The 23,791-nt window shown below is 63.9% G+C and carries 22 protein-coding genes and 1 other RNA gene; 10 read left to right on the forward strand and 13 right to left on the reverse strand.

The features are described 5' to 3' along the window. Positions 1-26: 26 nt before the first annotated feature. The gene (locus tag EJ073_RS00095) at positions 27-593 is read right to left on the reverse strand and encodes an isoprenylcysteine carboxylmethyltransferase family protein (RefSeq protein WP_126053869.1); all 567 of its coding nucleotides are present in this window, start codon (positions 591-593) and stop codon (positions 27-29) included. Positions 594-788: 195 nt separating this feature from the next. Between EJ073_RS00095 and EJ073_RS00100 the strand changes: the two genes are divergently transcribed. Then, complete coding sequence (locus tag EJ073_RS00100) at positions 789-1,403, forward strand: MOSC domain-containing protein (protein ID WP_126053870.1); 615 nt, start codon at positions 789-791, stop codon at positions 1,401-1,403. 52 nt (positions 1,404-1,455) lie between these two features. Here the strand turns inward: EJ073_RS00100 and EJ073_RS00105 are convergent, their stop codons facing one another. The 4 genes from EJ073_RS00105 to tsaA form a co-directional block, all read right to left on the reverse strand. Beyond that, a complete protein-coding gene (locus EJ073_RS00105) occupies positions 1,456-2,298 on the reverse strand; it encodes an SDR family oxidoreductase (RefSeq protein WP_126053871.1) in 843 nt (280 codons plus the stop codon). A gap of 133 nt (positions 2,299-2,431) precedes the next feature. Then, entirely contained in the window at positions 2,432-3,391 is a 960-nt protein-coding gene (locus EJ073_RS00110; protein ID WP_126053872.1) for a D-amino acid aminotransferase, read from the reverse strand. Between the two features lie 113 nt (positions 3,392-3,504). Then, positions 3,505-3,819 carry a DUF2293 domain-containing protein gene (locus EJ073_RS00115; RefSeq protein WP_126053873.1) on the reverse strand — a complete coding sequence of 105 codons (315 nt, stop codon included), beginning with the start codon at positions 3,817-3,819 and terminating at the stop codon, positions 3,505-3,507. Next, on the reverse strand, positions 3,819-4,322 hold the full coding sequence (tsaA, locus tag EJ073_RS00120; protein WP_127400296.1) for a tRNA (N6-threonylcarbamoyladenosine(37)-N6)-methyltransferase TrmO: 504 nt from the start codon (positions 4,320-4,322) through the stop codon (positions 3,819-3,821). Before tsaA ends, EJ073_RS00115 begins: the two co-directional genes overlap by 1 nt. Before the next feature lie 145 nt (positions 4,323-4,467). Between tsaA and EJ073_RS00125 the strand changes: the two genes are divergently transcribed. Further along, complete coding sequence (locus EJ073_RS00125) at positions 4,468-5,490, forward strand: metalloregulator ArsR/SmtB family transcription factor (protein ID WP_126053875.1); 1,023 nt, start codon at positions 4,468-4,470, stop codon at positions 5,488-5,490. Next, positions 5,490-6,407, forward strand: a complete 918-nt coding sequence (gene metF, locus EJ073_RS00130; RefSeq protein ID WP_126053876.1) for a methylenetetrahydrofolate reductase [NAD(P)H] — start codon at positions 5,490-5,492, stop codon at positions 6,405-6,407. Before EJ073_RS00125 ends, metF begins: the two co-directional genes overlap by 1 nt. Positions 6,408-6,904: 497 nt before the next feature. Here metF and EJ073_RS00135 read toward each other — a convergent pair whose 3' ends face one another. Beyond that, positions 6,905-7,825, reverse strand: coding sequence for a DMT family transporter (locus EJ073_RS00135; protein ID WP_126053877.1), 921 nt, complete (start codon positions 7,823-7,825; stop codon positions 6,905-6,907). A 219-nt stretch (positions 7,826-8,044) separates the two neighbouring features. On the opposite strand from EJ073_RS00135, the gene EJ073_RS00140 reads away from it, so the two are divergent. Next, positions 8,045-9,265 (forward strand): alanine racemase, encoded by a 1,221-nt coding sequence (locus EJ073_RS00140; protein WP_126053878.1) that lies wholly within the window; start codon positions 8,045-8,047, stop codon positions 9,263-9,265. Positions 9,266-9,282: 17 nt separating this feature from the next. On the opposite strand, the gene EJ073_RS00145 is transcribed toward EJ073_RS00140, so the two are convergent. The 3 genes from EJ073_RS00145 to EJ073_RS00155 form a co-directional block, all read right to left on the reverse strand. Then, positions 9,283-9,666 (reverse strand): hypothetical protein, encoded by a 384-nt coding sequence (locus tag EJ073_RS00145; protein WP_126053879.1) that lies wholly within the window; start codon positions 9,664-9,666, stop codon positions 9,283-9,285. 30 nt (positions 9,667-9,696) lie between these two features. Further along, positions 9,697-10,875 (reverse strand): lytic murein transglycosylase, encoded by a 1,179-nt coding sequence (locus tag EJ073_RS00150; protein ID WP_126053880.1) that lies wholly within the window; start codon positions 10,873-10,875, stop codon positions 9,697-9,699. A gap of 178 nt (positions 10,876-11,053) precedes the next feature. Next, positions 11,054-11,848, reverse strand: coding sequence for a GH25 family lysozyme (locus tag EJ073_RS00155; RefSeq protein WP_126053881.1), 795 nt, complete (start codon positions 11,846-11,848; stop codon positions 11,054-11,056). A 313-nt stretch (positions 11,849-12,161) separates the two neighbouring features. Here EJ073_RS00155 and EJ073_RS00160 point away from each other — a divergent pair, with 313 nt between their 5' ends. Beyond that, positions 12,162-13,541, forward strand: a complete 1,380-nt coding sequence (locus tag EJ073_RS00160; protein ID WP_126053882.1) for a serine hydrolase — start codon at positions 12,162-12,164, stop codon at positions 13,539-13,541. Here the strand turns inward: EJ073_RS00160 and EJ073_RS00165 are convergent, their stop codons facing one another. From EJ073_RS00165 to EJ073_RS00175, 3 genes are read right to left on the reverse strand one after another with little or no spacing between them, the layout of a single operon-like run. Further along, positions 13,542-14,207: a class I SAM-dependent methyltransferase gene (locus EJ073_RS00165; RefSeq protein WP_126053883.1), complete on the reverse strand. Its 666-nt coding sequence runs from the start codon at positions 14,205-14,207 to the stop codon at positions 13,542-13,544. Then, positions 14,207-15,499: a DUF3419 family protein gene (locus tag EJ073_RS00170; RefSeq protein ID WP_126053884.1), complete on the reverse strand. Its 1,293-nt coding sequence runs from the start codon at positions 15,497-15,499 to the stop codon at positions 14,207-14,209. Before EJ073_RS00170 ends, EJ073_RS00165 begins: the two co-directional genes overlap by 1 nt. Before the next feature lie 31 nt (positions 15,500-15,530). After that, the gene (locus EJ073_RS00175) at positions 15,531-19,145 is read right to left on the reverse strand and encodes a hydantoinase B/oxoprolinase family protein (protein WP_126053885.1); all 3,615 of its coding nucleotides are present in this window, start codon (positions 19,143-19,145) and stop codon (positions 15,531-15,533) included. Positions 19,146-19,334: 189 nt separating this feature from the next. Here EJ073_RS00175 and EJ073_RS00180 point away from each other — a divergent pair, with 189 nt between their 5' ends. The 5 genes from EJ073_RS00180 (at position 19,335) to rnpB (ending at position 22,553) form a co-directional block, all read left to right on the forward strand. Then, positions 19,335-19,538, forward strand: a complete 204-nt coding sequence (locus EJ073_RS00180; protein WP_126053886.1) for a hypothetical protein — start codon at positions 19,335-19,337, stop codon at positions 19,536-19,538. A 157-nt stretch (positions 19,539-19,695) separates the two neighbouring features. After that, positions 19,696-20,415 carry a DnaJ family molecular chaperone gene (locus EJ073_RS00185; RefSeq protein WP_126053887.1) on the forward strand — a complete coding sequence of 240 codons (720 nt, stop codon included), beginning with the start codon at positions 19,696-19,698 and terminating at the stop codon, positions 20,413-20,415. Next, positions 20,412-21,179, forward strand: a complete 768-nt coding sequence (locus tag EJ073_RS00190; RefSeq protein WP_126053888.1) for an N-acetylmuramoyl-L-alanine amidase — start codon at positions 20,412-20,414, stop codon at positions 21,177-21,179. Before EJ073_RS00185 ends, EJ073_RS00190 begins: the two co-directional genes overlap by 4 nt. Positions 21,180-21,364: 185 nt before the next feature. Beyond that, positions 21,365-22,078, forward strand: coding sequence for a transglycosylase SLT domain-containing protein (locus EJ073_RS00195; protein WP_126053889.1), 714 nt, complete (start codon positions 21,365-21,367; stop codon positions 22,076-22,078). 63 nt (positions 22,079-22,141) lie between these two features. Further along, positions 22,142-22,553: RNase P RNA component class A (gene rnpB / locus EJ073_RS00200), an RNA gene on the forward strand. 70 nt (positions 22,554-22,623) lie between these two features. Here the strand turns inward: rnpB and EJ073_RS00205 are convergent. After that, positions 22,624-23,739: a cystathionine gamma-lyase gene (locus EJ073_RS00205; RefSeq protein ID WP_126053890.1), complete on the reverse strand. Its 1,116-nt coding sequence runs from the start codon at positions 23,737-23,739 to the stop codon at positions 22,624-22,626. Positions 23,740-23,791 lie beyond the last annotated feature (52 nt).

The raw sequence follows: 23,791 nt of genomic DNA on the forward strand, positions 1-23,791 counted from the left end.
CGGCGGCTTCAAACACACTTTGGCGCCTAGTTTGGTGCAAACGGCACCAGCATAGGCACGCGCCTGGCATAGTCGTCATAGGCCGTACCGAGTTCGCCGCGCAGGAAGCTCTCCTCCAGCCTGGCCTTCACGACGATGCCCACGATGAGGAAGGCGGCGCCGGCCACGCCCCAGACCGTGCCCTTCGCCGCCATGGTGGCGAGTATCGCCACAAGCAGGCCGGTGTAGATCGGATGCCGGACCATCCCATAGGGGCCGGTGTCGATGACGCGGTGGTCGGCCTTGGCGGTGACGGTGCCCGACCATAGCCGGCCGAGATGCAGCCTCGCCCACCAGGAGAAGGCGAGGCCGACCGCGATCAGGGCGACGCATACCCAAGCTTCGGTGAGGGTCGGCATCCAGAGCCGAAGCCGGCCGACATAACCATGCGCCGGCACGAACAGCAGGATCGCGCCGATCGTCCACAGGGCGCGGTAGCGCGCTTCCTCCCGAAAGCCGGCGCGTTTTGCCGCCGGGTCGGCCCAGAAGGCGGCCGCCAGCCATGACACGACCCAGAACAGCCAGAGCGCCGCGATAGCGGGTGCGGGATGCATGGAAGCCTCCTCCGTGACATCACTATCGGATCGTCATGGCGCGGCGGCAATGCGGCGCAAGACGAAAATCGGGGTAAGAAGATCGTGATCGGCGTCGATGGGCATCAAGGCGCTCGACTGGACCATCAGTGCTTTCGACTGGACCCCGTCCGGCGACATCGGCTAAGTCAGGGCATGCAAGAGACGGCAAGCACAATGGATCTGTTCCCCGCGGCGGAGACCCCTGCCGAGATCGTCACGGCGCGCAAACTCGCGGCGAAGGTTTCGGCACTTTACGTCGCGCCGTTCGATCATTTCGAGACGCGGGCGGTTGAGGAACTGCGGCTCGGCTTCGACGGCATAGATGGCGATTTCCATGCCGGCGCCACGCGCCGCTCCGGCGGCCGCGAGCCCTGGTATCCGCGCGGCACCGAGATGCGCAACGAGCGGCAATTGTCGATCGTGGCGGCGGACGAACTGGCCATCGTCGCGGAGCGAATGGGCCTGGCGGAAATCAAGCCGGAATGGATCGGCGCCAATCTTCTCCTCGAAGGGCTGCCGCATCTCTCCATGCTGCCGTCCGGCACGCTGCTGTTCTTCAAGGGCGGCGTCACGATCAAGGTCGACGCCCAGAACGGGCCATGTCGCATCGCCGGACGCTCGGTCGCCGAGAACGCCGGCATGGCCGACCACGAGGCCGGCGCGCTCCTGTTTCCGAAGGCGGCGAAGCGGCTGCGCGGCCTCGTCGCCTGGGTCGAGAAGCCGGGCACGATCAGGACCGGCGAGGAGATCTCGGTGCGGGTGCCGGAGCAGTGGATTTATCGAGCCTAGCTCGGCAACGGGGGGCTGCGCCGCAAGGCGACGCAGCCTGTTCTAAGGCGTGCTAAGCCGCCTTGCGGTTCTTGTTTTCGCCTTGCGCCATAATGGAAACGTGATCCCACTTTTCCCAGGTGGCGATGCGGTTGGCGTATTCCTGCTTGATCATCGGCAAGCCGCCGTCGCCGAAGAATACCCTGAGCGGCGGCTCGGTCGCGTCGACGATGGCTAGCATCGCTGATCCGGTGGCCTCTGGATCGCCGGCGACGGCGCGGCTGCGGCGCTCGGCCATGGCCGTGCGGGCCGGCTCGTAGGCAGCGAGCGGCTTCGACACCTTGGCTGACGGTCCTGCCCAGTCGGTTGAGAAACCACCCGGCTCGACAAGCGTGACGTGGATGCCGAACTCCGCGACCTCCAGGCTGAGCGTCTGGCTGAAGGCCTCCAGCGCCCATTTCGAGGCATGATAGAGGCCGAGCGAGGCAAAGGCGTTGACGCCGCCGATCGACGAAATCTGGATGATGTGTCCGGACCGCTGCGCCCGCATGATCGGCAAGGCGGCCTGCGTTACCCAAAGGGCGCCGAACACGTTGGTCTCGATCTGGTCGCGGGCTTCCTGTTCGCTGACTTCCTCGATGGCCCCGAAATGGCCATAGCCGGCATTGTTGATGACGACGTCGAGCCGGCCGAAGCGTTCATGCGCCCCGGCGACCGCGGCGTCGACGGCTTTCTTTTCGGTGACGTCGAGTTGAATGGCGGCGACATTGTCGCCATATCTCGCGACGAGATCGGCGAGCGTGCCGGCGTCGCGGGCAGTCGCGGCGACACGGTCGCCTCGGGCGAGTGCCGCCTCGGCCCAGACGCGGCCAAAACCCTTCGACGATCCGGTGATGAACCAAACCTTGCTTGTCATGATCTGAGATCCTTGCCCGTGCGGGCCACGATTTGGGGGTAAACGGAGGCTTCTCCGCTTCTTGCCATATACGGCGCACTCGCCGATTTTCCAGAGGCGAGGCAGACTCTTTTTGGAAATGAGGTCCGAATGATCAGCGATAGCGCACCAGGCTCGACCAGGCCGGGTCCTGGTGCTTCTGCCAGTAGAGCGCCATCAGCCGGCTGGTGACCGGGCCGACCTTGCCGTCGGCGACCTGGGCGCCGTCGATCATCGTCACCGGCATGATGCCGCCGGCGGTCGAGGTGATGAACACCTCGTCGGCCGCTTTCAGGGCGGTGACGCTGACATCGATCGCTGCAGCGGAAAGGCCAGCCTCGGCGCAGAGGTCGAAGACGGTGCGCCGCGTGATGCCGGGCAGCACACCGACGCCCGGCGTCGACAATTTGCCGTCCTTGACCAGGAAAACGTTGAAGCCCGGGCCTTCGGCGACATTGCCGTTGAAGTCGAGGATCAGCGCCGTCTCGGCGCCGCGGTCATAGGCGTCGTAGAGGCCGCGCACCAGGTCGAGCCAGTGATAGTTCTTGATCGACGGGTCGACCGAGGCCGGCGGGATGCGGACCTTGTCGCTGATCGCGACATGCAGACCGCGCCGCAACTGCTCGGCATTGGCGACAGAGCCGAACGGCACGGCGAAGGCCATGAAGCGGTTCACCGCCTGGCGCGGGTCGCGGCTGAAGGTGGGCGAGGCGCCGCGCGTGCACAGCATTTCGACATAGGCGGCGCGATGGCCGGACAGCGCCACGCAATTGTGCAGGATCTCGGTCACCGCTTCGCGGTCGAACGGAATCGTCATGCGCAGCTTCTCCAGCCCGCCGAAGAAGCGATCGAGATGCAGATCCAGCCGGAAGAAGCTGCCGTCCCAGACATGGACGGTGTCGTAAGTGGCGTCGGAATGCAGGAAACCCCAGTCCAGCACGGAGATCTTGGCTTGCGACATCGGCAGGTATTGCCCGTCGAGAAAGGCGACGCCGTGGGGATAGGCATGCGGATCGATGTGGCGGTCTGATAGAACAGGCCCGGTGGGCGTAGTGGCAGCAGCGTTCTGGCTCATCGCGGTCGTCCCTGCTCGATGTGACAAGACAGGCTAGCGCGCTGTCCCCTATGCAGTAGAGCCAGCCCGCTGCCCCTGTTTGGCCTCGGGTCCACCCAGGGAGGGCGGTTGCCTCATTCCTCCTCGTCGTCGGATTCCAGCAGGCGCGTGGCGCGCCAGCGGGTCAGCACGATGTTGGTCTGTTCGATGACGAAGAAGCGCGCGGAGTCGCGGTCATAGCCCTCGGCCAAGAGCTTCTCATAGTCGGTGTGGACGTGGCGGATATGGGCGATCGTCGCCAGCCAGACGGAGATCGACGCCGGCAGATTGTGCAGACGCGCCGAGCCAGCGTCGGCGCGGATCTTCTCGATGTCGGCGTAGGGTGCCAGCGGCAACAGGGTGGTCAGCGCCTTGGCGATGGCGCGGCGGCGGTTGGTCGGCGCTTTCATCACTCGTCGCGTCCGGCAATGACCGCCTCGGCAAACGCATCGGTCGAGGCAAAATAGGGCTTTATGTCGATGACCGGCGTGCCATCGAGCACGTCGATGGCATCGAGGTCGAGACGTCCGGCTTCGATGTCGAGTGCGACGAGCTTCGCCACATGCAGCCCGACGGGATTCGGCCGGGCAGGGGAGCGCAACGAAAAAACGCCTTTCGGCTCAGCGGCGTGGCGTGGTTTCTGCACAATCAGATTCCGCGGCGCCTGATCGAACCAGGACAGGATGATGACATGGCTGGCGCGATCCAGCCCGGCAAGGCCCTCGCGATAGGCCGGGTCGATCGTCAGCACCGCCGCCTGTCCCATCTTGCGCGCCGCCCGCATGTTCTTCGGGCAGGTCGCGCGACTCGTCCATGGCGAGGCGATCCGGCCGATGAAGACGACATGGCCGTCCCGCGGCATGGCGGCCGGATCAGTTTCCAGCAGCCTTTCGCCTTCACGTGTCTCGAACATGGCTCTGGCCTCGCTCTTCCGAAAAACGGTTTCCGCCTGTGAATCATGCATGCGTCATTTTCTTGTCCGGAAGCGACATTGGTCTTGCATGGTTGTCAAAATCGACATAAACATATGTTTATATCTTTTTCAAAGAGAAACACTCATGCATGTTTCGCTCGACACGATGGTGGACACCCTCAAGGCAGCTGCCGAATCCAGCCGGCTGCGCATCCTCGCGCTCCTGTCGCGCGGCGACCTGACCGTTTCCGATCTTACCGAAATTCTCGGCCAGTCGCAGCCGCGCGTGTCGCGCCATCTGAAGCTGCTGCTGGATGCGGGACTGATCGGGCGCTACCAGGAGGGGTCGTGGGCCTTCTTCCGCTTGTCTGATACGGATGCCGCGCGCGATTTCGTGCTGAGGCTGGTTTCCGGCATCCGCGGCGCCGATCCGCAGGTCGAGCGGGACCTCGAGCGGCTGGCGGCGGTCAAGCGCAAGCGGCAGGACCGCGCCGCCGAATATTTCTCCGAGAATGCCGCGAGTTGGGATCACATCCGCTCGCTGCATGTGCCGGACCGCGCCGTCGAGGCAGCGCTGCTCAAGCTCGTCGGCAAGCGGCCGTTCCTGTCGATGCTCGACCTCGGCACCGGAACCGGCCGGCTGCTCGAGATATTTTCGCCGCTCTACCGGCGCGGCGTCGGCATCGACATGTCGCGCGAGATGCTGACTGTGGCTCGCGCCAATCTCGACAAGGCCGGCATTGCCAATGCGCAGGTGCGGCAGGGCGACATCTTCGCGCCGCCGGTCGAGCGCGACGCCTTTGATCTCGTCACCATCCACCAGGTGCTGCACTATCTCGACGATCCCGCCCGCGCCATCCGTGAGGCGGCCAGGCTGCTGCGCCCGGCTGGCCGGCTGGTGATCGTCGATTTCGCGCCGCATGCGCTGGAGTTCCTGCGCGATCAGCACGCGCATATGCGGCTCGGCTTTTCCGACCGGCAGATCGCAGAATGGTTCGCCGAGGCGGGCCTCGCGCTCGAGGACAGCCAGGAATTCGAGCCGCGCGGCCAGGCCGAGGCCAGGCTCACCGTCAAGCTGTGGCTCGGCCGCGACCGCCGCATGCTGATCGCCGACCCCTCAAACGACACACTACCGGCCAAAGCATACCAAATTGGGGAAACAGCCTGATGAACCAGTTCCGCTTTTCCCGCCGCCCCGATATTGGCGACAAGGTTCGGGTCTCGTTCGAGTTCTTCCCGCCGAAGACGGACGAGATGGAAGCCAGGCTGTGGGACACCGTCACCCGGCTGGAGCCGCTCAAGCCGAAATTCGTCTCGGTGACCTATGGCGCCGGCGGCTCGACGCGCGAGCGTACGGCCCGCACGGTCAAGCGCATCCTCAACGAGACGACGCTGACGCCTGCAGCGCACATGACCTGCGTCGACGCCGCGCGCGATCAGGTCGACGCCGTGGTGCGCGAATTCGCCGACATGGGCGTCACCCGCTTCGTCGCGCTCCGCGGCGATCCGGCCGCTGGCGTCGGCACCGCCTACAGGCCGCATCCGGACGGCTATGCCAATGGCGCGGAGCTGGTCGGCGCGATGAAGAGCGCCGGCGATTTCGACATCTCGGTCTCCGCCTACCCGGAAAAGCATCCGGAAAGCCCCGACTTCGCCACCGACTTCGACATGCTGAAGCGCAAGGCCGACAATGGCGCGACCCGCGCCATCACCCAGTTCTTCTTCGACAACGATCTCTACGAGCGCTATGTCGAGCGTGCGCGGCGGGCCGGCATCTACATTCCGATCGTGCCGGGCGTCCTGCCGGTGCACAATTTCACCCAGGTCGCCAATTTCTCGGCGCGCTGCGGCGCGCTGGTGCCGGCGTGGCTGGCCGAACGCTTCGAGGGATTGCAGAACGACCCGCAGACGCATGCGCTGGTGGCCTCCGCCGTGGCGGCCGAGCAGGTGCTGGACCTGGTCGAACGCGGCGTCAGCGACTTCCATTTCTACACAATGAACCGCGCCGACCTGGTCTTTGCCATCTGCCACATGATCGGCATCCGCTCGCATGAAGCGGAAGCGACGGGCTCGGCCGCGGCCTGAGCTGTCGTCGTGACATGAAATGCAAAAGGCCGGGTGAAACCCGGCCTTTCGAAATGGATTGACTGTCAGCTGCTGTTTTCTTCCGCTCTGGCGGTTACGGAAGAACGCCTATGATTAGGGCGCCGATGAATGCAAACGCTGCACAAATCATCAATGCGTTGATTGGCCTCGTCAGTCCCATGTCATAGCCTCCTCTTAAGAGCTATGGCAGGAGTCTAGGGTCATTTGTGCCACAGGCAAGCGGAAAATGTGCTGCAATGCGACGTGATTGTGGAATTTGCGACCTGGCTTTTGCCGTTAGGCATTGAAACTCTTCGGCAAAAGTCGACTTAGGGCTTGTGAATAAATTGTGGCGGGGCTGCGGCGGAAGCTGGGCATGGCAGCGCTACCAGGGTTGACCCGGACTGCCTTGCCGCATCGACATCCGATTTGAAATGCGCGATGCGGAAGTCAATCAAAGGATCTAGATCGGCCTTGCGTCCGGCGAACAACGAGCGTCAGCGTTGGCCGAACAAGCGCCCATCGATGGTGACGAGGCCCAGCCCGATCAATGCCATGCCGCCCATTTCGAACAGCTCGAGCCGCTCTCCCAGGAACAGGAAACCGAGTAGCATGGCGCTAACCGGCACGATGAGCGTGACCAGCGAGGCGTTGGTGGCGCCGGCCGAGGCGACAAGGTTGAAATAGAGAATGTAGGCGAAGGCGGTGGAGAGCAGCGCCAGCCCCAGCACCGCCGCCCAGACAGGTGGCGAGGCCGCAAACAAACCGCCTGGACCATGGGCGAGGAGCACGACCGGGATCATGATGATGGTCGAGGCGGTCAATTGTCCGGTGGCGATGACCGGCGATGGCACGCCCTTGAAGCGGCGGGCGATCATCAGCGCGATAGCGTAGGACAGCGAGGCGCCGATCAGCGCGAATTTCGCCCAGACCGGACCGCCGAGCCCGGCAAGCAGGCCGGGACCGATCATCACCGCCGTGCCGGCGATGCCGAGCGCAATGCCGGCAAGCTTGTTCCAGGACAGTTTCTCGTCAGATGTCAGCGCATTGGCGAGGACCAGGGTCCAGAACGGCGTGGTGGCGTTGAGCACCGAGGCGATACCGGCGCCAAGTTCTGTCTGGCCGGCGAAGATCAGCGAGAAAGGGACGACATTGTTGGCAAGCGCCAGCAGGAATAACAGGCCTGCGTGCGGGCGGGCGAGGCGGAAGGAAGGGCCGCGCACCGCCAGATAGAGCTGGAGCGCTGCCGCCGCGATGGCGACACGAAACAGCACCAGCACCAGGGGCGAAAGTTCCGAGACGGCGATGCGGGCGAAGAAGAACGACCCGCCCCAGATCGCGCCGAGCAAAAGCAGCTGTCCCCAATCGGCAAGCGTCATCGGGCCGCGAGCCGTGGCGGTGGCTGCTGCTGTTGCCATATGCTTGCCCTCCCGGACCGTCGGAATGCCAATCCTGTCGAATGTCCTGTTCAAGCCATATGCGGTTCCGAAGCAAGGGCCACCCGAAACCTGGCGGCTGGCCTAGCTCTTCCCACAACCGGCTTAGCTCAGCAGCCGTAACAGGCCGAGACACAGAATTGTTTTCTTTGGCCGCTAGCTTGGATTAATTGTGCGCAGCCTAGTTTGAGGGATTCGTCCATGCAGCGATTCGAGAATGCCCGCGAGGCGGCGCTGGCGCTTCGTCCGGACGATCCGGTCTATTGTTTTCGCCCGCAGGTGCTGAGGGCCGACGCCCTGCAGTTCATGGGCATGTTTCCCGGCAAGACGGCCTATGCAGTCAAGACCAATGGCGAGCAGATCGTGCTGAAGGCGCTGGCCGAGGCTGGCGTCACCGCTTTCGACGTGGCTTCGCCCGGCGAGTTCGCCGCCGTGCGCGCCGTCTCCCCCGATGCCGAGATGCTCTACATGCATCCGATCAAAGCGCAGTCTGACATCAAGCTGGCGCTGGAGAAATACGGCATCCGCGTCATCTCGCTCGACCATGAGGACGAGATCACCAAGCTGACCAGGGTGGTGCGGGCGCTCGACATCGATCCTGGCGCCATCACTGTCTTTGTGCGCATTCAGACAAAGGGATCGGCCGCCTACGAACTGTCGAAGAAGTTCGGCGCCGGGCCGGCCAATGCGGTGGAACTCGCCGAGCGGCTCAACCGCACCGGCTACAAGGTCGGGCTCTGCTTCCATGTCGGCAGCCAGATCGAGGACCCGGACACCTATGAGCGGGCGCTGGCCTCGGCAGACTGGGTGCGCAACCGACTGACCTTCGACATTGCCGGGCTCGATGTCGGTGGCGGCTTTCCGGCCGAGTATGGCCATGATCCCAACCGCAAGCAGGTCGAAATGCCATCGCTCGGCCAGATCATGTCGCGGCTGTCGGGCGACATCAAGGAATACCAGTTCGACCAGATGCCGCTGGTGGCGGAGCCCGGACGGGTGATCGTTGCGCGCTGCCTGTCGCTGATCGTGCGCGTGCTCTTGCGCAAGGGCAAGCGGCTCTACATCAATGACGGTATCTGGGCATCGTTGTCGGATTCATGGACGGGCAAGATCACGCTACCGGCGCGCTTCATCCCGGATCCGGCGATCCGTTCGCGCAACGGCGAAGAGAAGAACATCGTGCCGTTCAAGGTCTGCGGCGCGACCTGCGATTCCGTCGACATCCTGTCCAGACCATTCTGGCTGCCGGAAACGGTCGACACCGGCGACTGGATCGAGATCGGCCATATCGGGGCTTACTCATTGTCGCTGCGGACCCGCTTCAACGGCTTCTTCCCCGACACTTTCGTCGAGGTGACGACACCGTTCGACGAGGGCGATGCGCCGCAGGGTTTCGCGAGTTTGGAGACGATGGCGGATTGAAATCCGTTGGAGATGGCCTACCAGCCGATCATTCTTACGAAATTGTCAAATTTCTCGATGCCCAGTGGCGCAGGATAGCGTCTGCTGAATTCGGCCGCCTTGAAGGGCTTTGAAAAGTAGGTGAACTTCCACTCACGACGGTCGGGGAGGTAGTCAACGCGCAGGTTTTCGCGGTTGAATTCAATGGGATTGTTCACGCTGATGACCAACGTGTGCATCGAAGTGAAAGCGTGGAATCTGCCCTCCGCATAGGCAGAACGGATGTGGCGAATGAGATCGACCAAAGGCTGTTGATCGAACGATTCTTGGATAAGTGAAGCGTAGAATGCCTCGATGTCAGCCCACGGTTTCGGAGACGCGGTAATCGGCGTGTAGCCGTTCTTCGGGTCGAAGCCGCTCATACATTGCTTTCAACGTGCTCGCGCCAACGACTACAGCCTCGCCAAAAGCTCCGGCGTGGGCCAACCGTCCACCGGGAGGCCAAGCCGCATCTGTTCCTTGCGGATTGCCTCGCGGGTGTTGGTGCCGAGGATGCCGTCGACTGTGCCGACATCGTAGCCTTTGGCTTCGAGCTTCGTCTGCAGCGCCTTCATCTGATCGCCGCTGAGGCCGGGTTCGGGATCGCGTGGATCGAGTTGTGGGGCGCCCGCCAGCCGGGCGGCAAGGTTGGCCGCGGTCAGCGCGTAGGTGAAGGACTGGTTCCATTCGAGATAGACGTCGAAATTGTCGTAGGTGAGGAAGGCCGGTCCCTTGCGGCCCATCGGCAGCGCCAGTCCGGCCTTGAGGCCGTTGTCGATGAGCGGCGTGCCGTCCGGGTTGGTGACGCCCCAGGCGGCCCATTGCGGCAAAGGCAGCTTGTTGGTGCGGCCGGTCTGGTCCCAGGGCATGTCGTCGGGCGCCCGGACTTCCTCGATCCAGGGCTGGTCGCGCTTCCAGCCGCGCGACAGCACCTTGTTGGCCGTGGTCATGATCACGTCCGGCACGCTGTGACGCAGGTCGACGATGCCGTCGCCGTCGCCGTCGACGCCGCGGGCAAGGTAGTCGGTCGGCAGGATCTGCGTCTGGCCGATCTCACCTGCCCAGGCGCCGGTCACGTCGGCAGGCAGGACGCCGCGATCGATCAGCGTCAATAACGGCACGAGCTGGGGGCGGAAAAGCTGCGGGCGGCGGCAGTCATGCGAGAGCGTCACCAGCGCGCTCAGCGTGTGGAAATCGCCCTGGACGGCGCCGAAATCGGTCTCGAGCGCCCAGAAGGCGGCGATGACGGGCGCCTGGACGCCGAATTCCTGGTCGGCGCGGGCGAAGACGTCGGCGTATTTCTTCAGATTGGCTCCGCCCTGCTTCAGGCGGTAAGCCGAGATCATACGGTTGGAGAATTCGGTGAAGGTCTGGGTGAAGACGCCCTGGGCGCGGTCACGAGCCAGGACCTTGTCGTCGAGGCTCGCCTGTTCCAGCGCGTTCAGGCCGACGGCGCCGACGCCGGCCGCCTTGGCTTCCGCCGCCACGCCCTGTTTCCAGGTGTTGAAATCGTCTCCGCACTCCTGCGCCGCCGCCGGCCAGGCAAGAGCGCCGACAAACAGCGCCGCCAAGATGTCAACACGCAATCGCATCGCTTCCCTTTCGAAACCGGCGCACGCCCCGCCGAACCCGAACCGGTTCTGGCCAGGACCATGCGTGATTCAAAGCTCAGGAGCGTCCTCGGGCACCCGCCTGGTACGCCGCTCCGGACTGCCAGCAGCTCAATACATCGCCGCTGGTCGTGTCGAAAAGCAGGCAGGACGGCTTATGTCAACGGGTGTTCTGCCGCAGCCACTTGTTCCAGGCGACTTCCGAGCCGTTGAAAACGTTGATGTCGGATTTGCCGGTCATGCCCGGAACGATGCCGGTTCCGGTATATTGCCAGAAGGTGAAGGGGTGGCTGCCATACTTCTGGCGAGGGTGGCCAGCGACCGAGCGCAGCCAATAGGGATAGCCGCGGAAGGTCGCGAGGCCGTTGTCGTCGAAGAAGTCGATCGAGGTGTAGATGATCGGCTTCTTGCCGTAGTGCCGCTCGACGATTTCGAGGAAAGTGGTCATCTCCGCGCGCACCGTGGCCGGGTCGGGCCGCAGCCGGCACGTCGGCGATTTCGGGTTCCATTCCATATCGAGCACCGGCGGCATCGCCGAACGGTCTTTGGGGACGTTGGCGATGAACCAGCGCGCCTGCGTGGCGGCGGGTGTGCAGAAATAGAAGAAATGATAGGCCGCGCGCGGAATTCCCACGGCTCTCGTGCGCGCCCAGTGCTCGTTGAAATAGTCGTCGAAGCGGTCGCCGCCCTCGGTCGCCTTGATGAAGGCGAAGGAAATGCCGCTCGCCTTGGCTGCCGGCCAGTCCACCGATGTCTGGTATTTCGAGACGTCGGTACCGTGGATGGCATAGCTCCACGGCGCACCGCTGTCCCACTCATGCGGCTTGGAATCCTCGAAGCGCGGTGCGCGCACCGCAACCATCGGGCTGCTGGAGGACATCACCGGCGTCAGGTCGTCAACGGTCGAGCAGGCGCCCAGCAGCGTCAGCATGATGAGAGCCGCAAGACGGCGCATCGCTACTCCTGAGCCGGGTTCAGCCGGCCGCTGATGGGTCGTTTCGGGTGGCCCCCTTGGCCGTCCCCCGCCGGACGATCACCCCACAGGAACGTCCAGTCTCCTCAAAGCGCACCCTTTTGGCGCGCTTTAATCTCTCTTTCCAGTGCATGTCGTTGTCCCAAAACCGCTGCGCACTTTTGGGCGACATGCATCATGTGATCGCCGATCATGGTTGATATTCGGTTGACGGCGCTCGACAGCAGCCGAGATTTTGAGGCAGCAATGGCGGCAAATCGATGGCATAAATCGGGCGCCACACGCAGGGGGTGAGATGCGGATCGTCGTCAAGATCGTCAAATGGTTGCTCGGCCTGGTCGTGCTGGCGATAGCAGCGTTGGTCGCCTGGCTCTATGTCGCGCCGCCCGAACTGATCCGCGTCGGTTCCGGCTATTCGGCCAAGATCGTGTGCTCGAACGTTTTCATCGCCGGGCGCGACGCCAACCAGGTGCTCGCCGTCGATGTCCAGGCGCCGGGCCATCCGCTGCTCAGGCTGATGAGAGTGTCGGTGGACAAGGAACGCGGCATGGTCTCGGCAGGCCTGTTCGGCGTGCTCGGCAAAAGCGTGGCCGTCGCGCGCGACGGGCTAGGCTGCGCTACCGTTCCGGACGGCAACACCGGCAAGGCGAGGCAGACGGCGATCTACGCCGGGCCGGCCGCCACCAGGCAGGATGCGCTGTGGCCGGAGGGTGAGCGAGTGGACGCCTCGCAGAATCCAGAAATCGCGAAGATCGTCGACGACGCGGCCATGGCCGGCGCCGGCATGCGCGCCGTGGTGGTGGTGAAGAACGGCCACATCGTCGCCGAGCGCTATGGCGAGGGCTTTTCTGCAAAGACGCCGCTGCTCGGCTGGTCGATGACCAAGACGGTGAATGCCGCGATCGTCGGCACGCTGGTCAAGGACGGCAAGATGGCGATCGACAACAAGGGCCTGTTCGCGCCCTGGAAGGCGGATGGGCGCGCCGCGATCAGCCTTGCCGACCTGATGGCGATGTCGAGCGGGCTGGAGTTCAACGAGGATTACGGCGACGTCGCCGATGTGACGCGCATGCTCTATCTCGAACCCGACATGGCCGGCTTCGCCGAAGCCAAGCCCCTGACCGGCGAGGTGGGCAAGGTGTTTTCCTATTCGAGCGGCACGGCGGTGATGCTGTCGCGGCTGTGGCAGGACGCCGTCGGCGACAAGGCGAAGGCGCTAACCTGGCCGCGAAAGGCGCTGTTCGAGCCCCTTGGCATGCACAGCGCCGTGCTCGAGACCGACGAGCAGGGCAGCTTTGTCGGCTCGTCCTATCTCTACGCCACGGCGCATGACTGGGCGCGCTTCGGCCAGTTCCTGCTGCAGGGCGGGGTCTGGAACGGCAATCAGCTCCTGCCCGCCGGCTTCGTCGACTGGATGCGGGAGCCGGCGGCGGCCTCGAAGGTCTACGGCAAAGGCCAGGTATGGATCGAAGGGCCGGGCGATGAGGAGAACCCTGGCGCCGGCGTCGCGGCCGGCCTGCCCAAGGACACCTATTGGATGGAGGGGCATGACGGCCAGACGGTCGCCATCATCCCGTCGGAGCAGTTGGTGGTGGTGCGGCTTGGACTGACGCCGGCCAAGCTCAACTACCGCCCGCAGGTGATGGTTGGCGCGCTGGTGAAGGCGCTTCACTGACTACCTGGCTGCGCCGATCACGCCGAGCCAAGCGTAGCCGCGATAAAGCGTTCTGAAATGGAAGGTTGCGCCGGTTCGCTCGGATTCTGATTCCAAAACCTCGCGCAGCGATTCACGCGGCGCGACGTGGAATTTTTTGAGCCAGCCGCGCAGCAGCGCCCGGAACCAGCGCGGCAGGCCCTCCTGCTGACCGAAATCGACGACATGCAGGGAGCCGCCTGGCGCCAGCGCGGCGAGTGCCGCTGAAACCGTTTTTTCCCAGCCCGGGATCATCGACAACGAGTAGGACACGAAGATGCGGTCGAAACGCGCGACGTCGTAGAGCGTGCCAGCGTCGAAATTGGTGGCGTCGCCGAGCGCCAGAGTGACGCGGCCGGACCGGTTTTCGCGGGCGATGGCTGCTGCCGCCGTCTCCAGCATTTCCGCCGAGATATCGAGGCCGAAGAAGCGCGCCTCGGGATAGCGGCGGGCGGCGAGGATGATGTTGCGGCCGGTGCCGCAGCCGAGCTCGAGCACGGTTCCGCCCGGGGGCACCTCCAGTCCTGATATCAGGCGGTCGCGGCCGAGCAGATAGTATTTGCGGGTGAGATCGTAGATGTGGCGCTGCCAGCGATAGACGCCGTCCATCAGCTCGGCATGGCTGGCGGGCAGTTCGGTGGTGCTCATCAGCGCTTCACATAGAGGTGGAAGCCGCCATAGATGGCCGAACGGTCGCGCGCGGAGAAGTCGCGCGAGGCCTCGGCCTCGTAGCTCCACTGGTCAAGCAGCGAGTTGGAGACGCGACCGGGCAGCAGGCTGGGCTCGGCCGCCGTGCGGAAGATGACGCGGGCGCCGGCCGATGCCGTGCGGGTGATCTCGGCCCACAGCGCGTTGAGCTGGTCGTCGGTCATCCAGTCCTGCGCGTCGAGCAGGATGAAGCGGTCGACCGCGCCCGCATCCTTGCCGGCGAGGAACTCGATCAGGTTGGTGTGGTTGATGGCGACGCGGTCGATGTTGTCGCGGATCACCTTGTAATTCCGCTTCTCCAGATAGGCGGGGAGTGCTGCCTCGCCGGGCTCGGGATAGCGGCGGGCAAAGGCCTGCCAGGCGAAATAGTTGGTGTTCAGCGGGAAATCGCAGGCGAGCTTTTCCAACCTGGCCTTGAGCACGCTCGCCATCGTGCCGTCGCCCGAGGTGATCAGCGAATCGTACTGCGCCGGTGGAATGCCGAGACCGAATAGCGAAGCCTTGCGCGACGTCGCCCATTTCAGCAGCGGCTTTTCGAAGACCGGCGCCAGCTCCTCGTTGAAGAAGCGGCGCTGCTCGCCGATGTTGCTGGCCTGCATGATGCCGGCGGGGTCGACGCCAAAGAACTTGCCGACGCGATGGCCCATGGCGATGAACAGGCCGAGCAGGCCGGTCTGGTAGAAATTACGGTCGAAGACCTCGATGCGCCGGCGACCGCGCCAGTTGCGGCGCTCCCAGTAGTGGCGGCTGACCGGATCGAGATGCGGCGCGATGAAGCGGTCGTAGGCTTCCGAATTGTGGCTGGTGTCGGCGGCGCCGAAGAAGCGGAACAGGTCGCCCTGCGACGGCAGGCGGCGCACCGCCTCGAGCTTCATGCGGTTCAGCGCGATATGGGCGGCGTTGAGGTCGACGGCATCAATCCGTTCGGGCGAACGGGTGAGGTAGGCGAGGATGTTGCAGCCGCCCGACGCGATGGTGACGATGCGGTGGCCGGCGCCAAGCTCCATGGCCTCCATGTCGACATCGGGGTCTTCCCAGATCTGCGGATAGACGAGGCCGGAAAACAGGAAGGCGAAGAGCCGCTCCGACATGCCGGCCTTCGACAGCGGGCGATTCTGGTAGACGGCTTTTCCAACTTCCTTGCCGCGACGAAAAACCAGATCTCCGGAAACGTCCGTCATGGCAAGTTGATTCCCCGTTTGTGTTGGCGCAAGCGGGTAGCGCAGCGTCATGACAGGCTGGTGACAGCCTGTTGACGCCAAATCAGGCCTTCCTGCCAAATCCTCCAGGGGTCGGCGTGGTGACGATGACGGCCTCGCCGGCGTCGAGAACGGTCTGGTCGCAGGCTTTCAGCACATCGATGGCGCCATTGTTTCGACGGACCTTGGTGGAGCCCGCCTCACCGTCGCCGCCGCCGTCCAGCCCTTGCGGTGGCCGGTTGCGATGTGAGGACAGGATCGCGCATTCCATCCTTTCGAGGAAACGGATGGTGCGCTTCGTGCCGTCGCCGGCATCCCATCTGCCCTTGCCGCCCGAGCCTTCGCGGATGTGGAAATCCTCGAGCAGCACAGGGAAGCGCAGTTCCAGCACTTCCGGATCGGTGAGGCGGGAATTCGTCATATGGGTATGGACGCCTGAGGTGCCGGCAAAGCCGCGGCCGGAGTTCATTTGGCCGGCGGGCGAGCCCGAGCAGATCGTCTCGTAATACTGGTACTGCTTGTTGCCGAAGGTGAGGTTGTTCATCGTCCCTTGCGCATTGGCCATCGCGCCCATGGCGCCGAACAGCGCATTGGTCACATGCTGCGAGGTCTCGACATTGCCGGCGACGACTGCTGCCGGATATGAAGGCTTCAGCATACAGTCGTCGGGGATGACGATGTTGATCGGCCTGAGACACCCGGCGTTCATCGGGATCATGTCCTCGACCATGACGCGGAAGGCATAGAGCACGGCGGCGCGGGCGACGGGTTCCGGCGCGTTGAAATTGTTCTTTTCCACCTTCGAGGTTCCGGTGAAGTCGACCGTTGCTTCGCGCTTTTGCCGATCGACAGAAATCCTGACCCTGATCACCTGGCCGGTGTCGGTGGGATATTCATAGTCGGAGGTGTCGGGAAGCCGTTCCAGCACGCGCCGCACGCTCTCTGCGGCATTGTCCTGGACGTGGCCCATATAGGCCTCGACGACATCGAGGCCGAAATGCGCGACCATCTTGCGCAATTCGGCAACGCCCTTCTCGTTGGCGGCGATCTGCGCCTTGAGGTCGGCGACGTTCTGGTGCGGATTGCGGGCCGGGTAGGGGTGGTCGGTGAGCAGCGTTTCCAGTTCCTTCTCGCGAAAGCGGCCGCGATCGACGATGCGGAAATTGTCGAACAGCACGCCTTCCTCGTCGACCGTGGTGGCTAAAGGCGTCATCGAGCCGGGCGCGGTGCCGCCGACATCGGCGTGATGGCCGCGCGAGGCCGCCCAGAACAGGATTTCCTTGCGCGCATCGTCGAACACCGGCGTCACCACGGTGATGTCGGGCAGGTGCGTGCCGCCATTGTAGGGGGCGTTGAGGGCGAAGACGTCGCCCGGATGGATGTCGCCGGAATTCAGGCGAATGATGGTCTCGACCGAGCGGTCCATGGAGCCGAGATGCACCGGCATGTGCGGCGCGTTGGCGACCAGCGCGCCATGGCGGTCGAAGACGGCGCAGGAGAAATCCAGCCGTTCCTTGATGTTGACGGAATAGGCGGTGTTCTGCAGCGTCACGCCCATCTGCTCGGCGATCGACATGAAGAGGTTGTTGAAGACCTCCAGCATGACCGGATCGGCTTCGGTGCCGAGCGCTGCCTGGCGGCGTTTCTTCTCGGTTCGCCGCAACAGCACATGGTTCCTGGCGGTGATCTCGGCCAGCCAGCCGGGCTCGACGATGATGGTCTGGTTGGGCTCGATGACCAGAGCGGGACCGGCCACCCTGTTGCCGGGCTTGAGCGCTTCGCGCCGGAATATGCCGGCTTCGCGCCATTCGCCTTCGGCGAAGATTTTGCGCGTCCTGGGAGGGCTTGCGGCAAGATCTTCCATTTCCGATTCACTTTCGTCGCGGCCGCCGCCGCCGGTATCGGTGCCTTCGACACCGACGGTCTCGACGATCATCGGCTTATCGTCATAGACGAAGCCGAATTGCGCCTTGTGGGCGACTTCGAAATCGCGCCTCGCCTGGAATATTGAGCCGCTGGCGAAATTCACCGGCAGCGCCGTGTCGGTGCCGTCATAGCGGATCTGCAGGACGGGCCTGGAAGCGACCGCGCTCTCGGCGATGCCTTGTGCCGCGAATTCAGCGATGACGGCTTTCCTCAACGTTGCGATAAGCTCGTCGATCGCCGTCCTGGACTCTTCGGCGAGCGGCTTGAGCAGCGCCTGCTGGCGCGAGGCGAACACCGACGACAGGCCGATGCCATAAGCCGATAGCAGGCCAGAGAAGGGATGGATCAGCACCGCTTCCATGCCGAGCGCATCGGCGACCAGGCAGGCGTGCTGGCCGCCAGCGCCGCCAAAGCAGTTCAAGAGATATTCAGTGACGTCATAGCCGCGCTGCACCGAGATCTTCTTGATGGCGTTGGCCATGTTCTCGACGGCGATGGTGACGAAGCCTTCGGCGACCGCCTCGGGCGAGCGGCCATCGCCGATCTCGGCGGCCAGCGCGGTGAATTTTTCGCGCACGGTGTCGACGTCGAGCGCCTGGTCCTGGCCGGGACCGAAGATCGCCGGGAAGTAATCGGGCTGCAGCTTGCCGAGCATGACGTTGGCGTCGGTCACGGCGAGCGGGCCGCCGCGCCGATAGGCGGCCGGGCCGGGATTGGCGCCGGCGGAATCCGGCCCGGCGCGGAAGCGGCCCGCCTCATAGTGCAGGATCGAGCCTCCGCCGGCGGCAACGGTATGGATGCGCATCATCGGCGCGCGGATGCGCACGCCGGCAACCTCGGTGTCGAAGGCGCGCTCATACTCGCCGTCATAGTGGGCGACATCGGTCGAGGTGCCGCCCATGTCGAAGCCGATGACTTTTTCGAAACCGGCGAGCTTCGCCGTCTCGACCATGCCGACGACGCCTCCGGCCGGGCCGGACAACAGCGCGTCCTTGCCCTGGAACATATCGGCGGCGGTGAGACCACCTGACGACATCATGAACATCAGGCGGGGGCCGGCACCCAGTTCGCCCGCCACCCTTTGCACATAGCGCGACAGGATCGGCGACAGGTAGGCGTCGACCACGGTGGTGTCGCCGCGGCCGACCAGCTTGATGAGCGGCGAGACCTCGTGGCTGACAGAAACCTGGGCGAAGCCGAGCTTGCGGCAGACTTTGGCGACAGCCTTCTCGTGGTCGGGATATTTCCAGGCATGCATGAAGACGATAGCGACCGCATCGATGCCGTCGGCTTTGGCCTGTTCGATTGCCGGGTGGCAGGCGGCGACGTCGAGCAAACGTTCGACCCAGCCGTCGGCGTGCACGCGTTCATCGATCTCGACGACGCGCTCATAGAGCTGTTCGGGCAGGATGATCTCCTTGGCGAAGATATCCGGGCGCGCCTGATAGGCGATGCGAAGCGCGTCGCGAAAACCCTTGGTAGTAAGCAGGAGCACACGGTCGCCCTTGCGCTCGAGCAGCGCATTGGTGGCGACAGTGGTGCCCATCTTGATGTCGCCGATCAGCCCCGGCGGAATGGCGGAACTGGATTTCAATCCAAGCAGGTCGCGAATGCCCTGAATGGCAGCGTCCGCATAGGCTTCCGGATTTTCTGACAGCAGCTTGCGGGCATGCAGTCCGCCTTGAGGGTCGCGGCCGATGACGTCGGTGAAGGTGCCACCACGGTCGATCCAGAAATCCCATTTTTCGGTCATCGCGGCTCCTGGAATTTTCCCTGCGTAATCTGGTGCTTGGCTTATCCTGTTAGTGCGCCATTCGGCGGCCGGCAATCGCCCAGATGATGTTACATGCGGAAATGCAACGTTACGAAACTCCACGCCGGCTGATGCATTTCTCCTTCGACCGCTCACCAGAATGTGAGCGTCGATTGAAGGAGAGATATCATGAAGAAGCTCATTCTGGCGTCCCTTTCGGCGCTCGCCCTGCTCGGAGTTGCGGCTTGCAGCGACAGCGGGACGGACAACACCACAACCCAGAGCACCAATCCGCCGGCCGCCGAAGAGCCTATGAAGCCGGCTACTCCGGCTCCTGACGCTACGAAACCAGCCGAACCGGCTCCGGCAGCACCTGCTGCGCCCGCGCAGTAGTTCACAAGGCGAAGAAGGCCGGTCCCCTACCGGCCTTCTTTCTTTTCAGCTACCGGCGCCAGAGGCTTGCGCCAGCAACATCATATGACGCGGATCCAATGGGCCTGCGGCACTGTCTGCGCTTGATAGCGGTGGGCAGTTCGCACTAAGAAGCCTCATGTCGATTTGGGACCGCCTCGGCGACTTCATCGTTCGTGTTACGTCTTCAGCGTCATCGGGCGTCGCCGATGTCGTCGAAGCCGTGCGAACGGTTTTCTCCGGCGATGCCGATCTGCGCCGCCGCGTCGCCTTTTCGGTAGCGATGATCGCGCTCTCGGCCAAGATGGCCAAGGCTGACGGCATCGTTACCCAGGATGAGGTGCGCGCCTTCCAGGAAATATTCGATGTGCCGCCGAAAGAGACGCGCAATGTGGCGCGGCTCTACGACCTAGCCAAGCGCGATGTGGCCGGCTTCGAGATCTATGCCCAGCGCATGGCGCAATTGTGCGGCTCCGGCCATGCGAACTGCATGATGCTGGAAGACATACTCGACGGCTTGTTCCACATCGCCAAGGCCGACGGGCTGATTCATGAGCACGAAGGCCGGTTTCTGCACCGTATTGCCGAGATCTTCCGCATCGACGAGGCACATTATCAGAGCATCCTGGCCAGGCACGTCAATCTCGGCGCCGGCGATCCCTATGTCGTGCTCGGCATCGAGCGCGGAAAGCCGTTCGAGGAGGTCAGGAAGCGCTACCGCAAACTGGTCTCGGACAATCATCCCGATCGGCTGATCGCGCGCGGCCTGCCGCAGGAATTCATCAAGATCGCCACCACCAGGCTCGCGGCGATCAATGCCGCCTATGAGATGATCGAACGGGGCCTCAGGCACGCATGAGCGGTTTCCTGCCCGATCAGCCAGGCGCCGAGGTCAGGGTATCGCCGAATTTCGGCCCGCGGCGCGAGACGTTGAAACCCGACATGATCGTGCTGCACTATACGGGCATGGCGACCGGACCCGGCGCCGAAGCGTGGCTGTGCGATCCGGCGAGCGATGTGTCCGCTCACTATCTGATCCACGAAGACGGCCGCATCGTGCAAATGGTTCGCGAAAGCGACCGCGCCTGGCATGCCGGCAAGAGCTCGTGGTTCGGGCGAACGGACATCAACTCCTGCTCTGTCGGCATCGAGATCGTCAATCCCGGCCATTCTCTCGGTTATCCCGATTTCCCCAGGCGGCAGATCGATGCGGTGATCGGCCTGTGCAAAGGCATCGTGCAACGCCATTCCATTGCGGCGCAGCGCGTGCTCGCCCATTCCGATGTGGCGCCGGGTCGCAAAGTCGATCCGGGCGAGAAATTCCCCTGGAAGACCCTGTTTGCGGCCGGCATCGGCCATCTCGTGCCGCCGGCGCCGGTCAGGCAGGGCGCGACGCTGAAAACCGGCGACACGGGGAGCGATGTCGAGGCGCTGCAGTCGATGCTGGCGCTTTATGGCTACGGTGCGGAGATATCCGGTATGTTCGACCGCCAGACCGAAATCGTCGTCGAGGCTTTTCAGCGGCATTTCCGGCCGCGGCTGGTCGATGGAATGGCTGACGGCTCGACAATCCGCACGCTGCAAAGGCTGCTTGCTGCCATGAAGGCAATCCCAGCCAAATAGTCCATTTTGCGTCGCTAAATTACAATCTGTCACTTAAAGTGACTTGCGCCGCCTTCTTTGCCGCCAAATCGACCGTCAAAGGCGATCCGTGCAATTTATCGGACGTCTAGCCTCCCAGATGTTTCGATATTGATTTGGTGTCGCCGCGTGAAGTTCTTCGCGCGGTTCTAACAGAACAGGACCACATGCAAAATTTGACCGTCTTGACGGCAGCCGTTGCTGCCGGTGTAATGACTTTTGCCATCGGGGCCGCAAATGCCGCGCCCCAGAGCCTGCGGGCCGACAGCGGCTTCATCGCCGTAGCCGGCAAAACCGCGCCGAAGGCCGCGGAGAGCCCGAAAGCAAAAAAGACGACCACCGCGAAGGTGCAAAAGGTCGCCGCGGTGAAAGCCAGGAAAGCGACGGCGAAGCGGCGTGTGCAGCGCAACAGGAAGACGATCGACCTGACTACCACAGCCTCGATCCGTCCGAGCACCGCGGCAGAGTCGACAGCGGCGGCAGCAGCGGCCGACGGCGGCCAGTACTCGGCGATCATCGCCCGCTATGCGGCGGCGGAAGGCGTGCCGGTGTCGCTGGCCAAGGCGGTCATCAAGATCGAGAGCAATTACCGGCCGAACATCGTCGGCAGCGCCGGCGAGATAGGCCTGATGCAGATCAAGCCGGCGACGGCGCGTATGATGGGCTACAGCGGCTCGGTCAAGGGCCTGTTCAATCCCGACACCAACATCAAGTACGGCATGAAATACCTGGCCATGGCGCGCGGCCTCGGCGGCGGCACCACCTGCGGCACGATCCTGAAATACAATGCCGGCCACGCCGCGACTCGGATGAACCCGGTGTCGGCCGCCTATTGCAGCAAGGTCAAGGTGCAGATGGCGGCGCTCGGTTCGCCGGCATGATGAAGCTGGGGTAACCGCCTTTTTCGTTTGCGTTTTCAGGCGCGAACCCCTTTATACGCTCTGCCAGCTGGCCGGGCGGCCGCACCCGCGAAGCCGAAAGGCTGCGGGTGAGGAAAGTCCGGGCTCCATGGAGACACGGTGCCGGTTAATGGCCGGCGGGGGCGACCCCAGGGAAAGTGCCACAGAAAGCAAACCGCCGCGGCGTTCGGCTCTGCCGGATCCGGGGCAAGGGTGAAAGGGTGGGGTAAGAGCCCACCGCGCGACTGGCAACAGGAGCGGCATGGTAAACCCCACCGGGAGCAAGACCGAATAGGGGCGGTGCGAGGGGAAACCTTCGAGGGCTGTTTCCGGCCCACCGCCCGGGTAGGTTGCGTGAGGCGCATGGCAACATGCGCCCAAGATGAATGGCCGCCGCGTTCCCGTGCCGCAAGGCGCGGGGGCCATACAGAACCCGGCTTATAGGCCAGCTGGCAATTTTTCTCCGCGATATCGCCGTGAAATCCATTTGATATCAGTGGGCTGCGCCGTCCGGCGTGCGCTCTGATTCAACCACCAAGGCGGTCGAGCGATGCCTCGATCGCTTGCCAAAGCTCTTCCACCGGCTCGCAGCCAATGGACAGGCGCACGAAGCCCGGGGGCACGGCGTCGCCCCTTTTTGATCGCCGTTCGGCCGAGGTGTGGACGCCGCCGAAAGAGGTTGCCGCCTGCATCAGGGTGCAGTTGTCGATGAAATCCTCGGCCTTCTGCTCGGAGGCCAGGTCGAACGAGATCAGGAAGCCGAAGCGATCCATCTGCGCGCGCGCCAGATTGTGCGAGGGATCGCCGTCCAAGCCGGGAAAACGCAGGTCGCTGACCGCCGGATGCTGTCTCAGCCGCCTGGCGATCACCTCTGCCGAGGCGCACATGCGGTCGAAGCGCACCTCCAGCGTCTCGAGGCCGCGATGCACCAGCCAGGCCTCGAACGGCCCGGGAATGCCGCCGGCCGTCTCGCGCCAGTCCCTTACCTTGGCGACGATATCTGGATTGCGGCTCGCGACATGGCCAAACAGCACGTCGGAGTGGCCGTTCACCGCCTTGGTGTCGGCGGAGACGACGATATCGGCGCCGAGGTCGAGCGGGCGCTGGCCGTAGGGCGTCATCGTCGTGTTGTCGACGACGAGGAGCGCGCCTCGCGCATGGACAGCGTTGGCGACTGCGGCGATGTCGCAAATGTCCAGCCGCGGGTTAGACGGGCTTTCGACGAAGACAAGCTGGTAGCCGTCGAACCCTCCGTCGAGAAAGGTTGGGGTCGGCCTGGTGTCGCAGGCGACGCCGAACGGCTTCAGGAAGCGTTCCGCCAGCGCGCGCGTGGCGTGATAGCCGTCGGCAGGCAGAAGGACGCGGTCGCCGGATTTCAGCAGCGCGAAAAACACCGACGAGATCGCGCCCATCCCCGACGGGAAGGCGAGGCATTGCGCGTCTTCCAGATGACCGAGCGCATGTTCGACGGCGCGCCAGGTCGGATTGTCGTAGCGGCCATACTGGTCGAAGCCCGCTTCTTCGCCAGGTGTGTGGAAGATCGAAGCCATGGTCAGCGGCAAGGGGATCGGATCGCCCTTGGCGAAATCGCGGCTGCGCAAGTGGGCAAGTGCGGCGGCACGTGACTTCGCCGTTTCGGACATCGACCATTCACCTCCTGTTGGCCGCCAAAGGCAGCGGAGCATTGGCGCGACG

Origin of the sequence: Mesorhizobium sp. M4B.F.Ca.ET.058.02.1.1 (genome assembly GCF_003952505.1) — a bacterium.
Taxonomy (GTDB): Bacteria; Pseudomonadota; Alphaproteobacteria; order Rhizobiales; family Rhizobiaceae; genus Mesorhizobium.

Bases quoted from the DNA above. Each gene is read 5' to 3' on its own strand.
- EJ073_RS00105 (WP_126053871.1), bottom strand. From the start codon at position 2,298: ATGACAAGCAAGGTTTGGTTCATCACCGGATCGTCGAAGGGTTTTGGC.
- EJ073_RS00150 (WP_126053880.1), bottom strand. From the start codon at position 10,875: ATGCGATTGCGTGTTGACATCTTGGCGGCGCTGTTTGTCGGCGCTCTT.
- tsaA (WP_127400296.1), bottom strand. From the start codon at position 4,322: ATGTTCGAGACACGTGAAGGCGAAAGGCTGCTGGAAACTGATCCGGCC.
- EJ073_RS00115 (WP_126053873.1), bottom strand. From the start codon at position 3,819: ATGAAAGCGCCGACCAACCGCCGCCGCGCCATCGCCAAGGCGCTGACC.
- EJ073_RS00125 (WP_126053875.1), top strand. From the start codon at position 4,468: ATGCATGTTTCGCTCGACACGATGGTGGACACCCTCAAGGCAGCTGCC.
- EJ073_RS00100 (WP_126053870.1), top strand. From the start codon at position 789: ATGGATCTGTTCCCCGCGGCGGAGACCCCTGCCGAGATCGTCACGGCG.
- metF (WP_126053876.1), top strand. From the start codon at position 5,490: ATGAACCAGTTCCGCTTTTCCCGCCGCCCCGATATTGGCGACAAGGTT.
- EJ073_RS00110 (WP_126053872.1), bottom strand. From the start codon at position 3,391: ATGAGCCAGAACGCTGCTGCCACTACGCCCACCGGGCCTGTTCTATCA.
- EJ073_RS00185 (WP_126053887.1), top strand. From the start codon at position 19,696: ATGTCGATTTGGGACCGCCTCGGCGACTTCATCGTTCGTGTTACGTCT.
- EJ073_RS00190 (WP_126053888.1), top strand. From the start codon at position 20,412: ATGAGCGGTTTCCTGCCCGATCAGCCAGGCGCCGAGGTCAGGGTATCG.
- EJ073_RS00095 (WP_126053869.1), bottom strand. From the start codon at position 593: ATGCATCCCGCACCCGCTATCGCGGCGCTCTGGCTGTTCTGGGTCGTG.
- EJ073_RS00160 (WP_126053882.1), top strand. From the start codon at position 12,162: ATGCGGATCGTCGTCAAGATCGTCAAATGGTTGCTCGGCCTGGTCGTG.
- EJ073_RS00145 (WP_126053879.1), bottom strand. From the start codon at position 9,666: ATGAGCGGCTTCGACCCGAAGAACGGCTACACGCCGATTACCGCGTCT.
- EJ073_RS00135 (WP_126053877.1), bottom strand. From the start codon at position 7,825: ATGGCAACAGCAGCAGCCACCGCCACGGCTCGCGGCCCGATGACGCTT.
- EJ073_RS00165 (WP_126053883.1), bottom strand. From the start codon at position 14,207: ATGAGCACCACCGAACTGCCCGCCAGCCATGCCGAGCTGATGGACGGC.
- EJ073_RS00205 (WP_126053890.1), bottom strand. From the start codon at position 23,739: ATGTCCGAAACGGCGAAGTCACGTGCCGCCGCACTTGCCCACTTGCGC.
- EJ073_RS00195 (WP_126053889.1), top strand. From the start codon at position 21,365: ATGCAAAATTTGACCGTCTTGACGGCAGCCGTTGCTGCCGGTGTAATG.
- EJ073_RS00180 (WP_126053886.1), top strand. From the start codon at position 19,335: ATGAAGAAGCTCATTCTGGCGTCCCTTTCGGCGCTCGCCCTGCTCGGA.
- EJ073_RS00155 (WP_126053881.1), bottom strand. From the start codon at position 11,848: ATGCGCCGTCTTGCGGCTCTCATCATGCTGACGCTGCTGGGCGCCTGC.
- EJ073_RS00140 (WP_126053878.1), top strand. From the start codon at position 8,045: ATGCAGCGATTCGAGAATGCCCGCGAGGCGGCGCTGGCGCTTCGTCCG.
- EJ073_RS00175 (WP_126053885.1), bottom strand. From the start codon at position 19,145: ATGACCGAAAAATGGGATTTCTGGATCGACCGTGGTGGCACCTTCACC.
- EJ073_RS00170 (WP_126053884.1), bottom strand. From the start codon at position 15,499: ATGACGCTGCGCTACCCGCTTGCGCCAACACAAACGGGGAATCAACTT.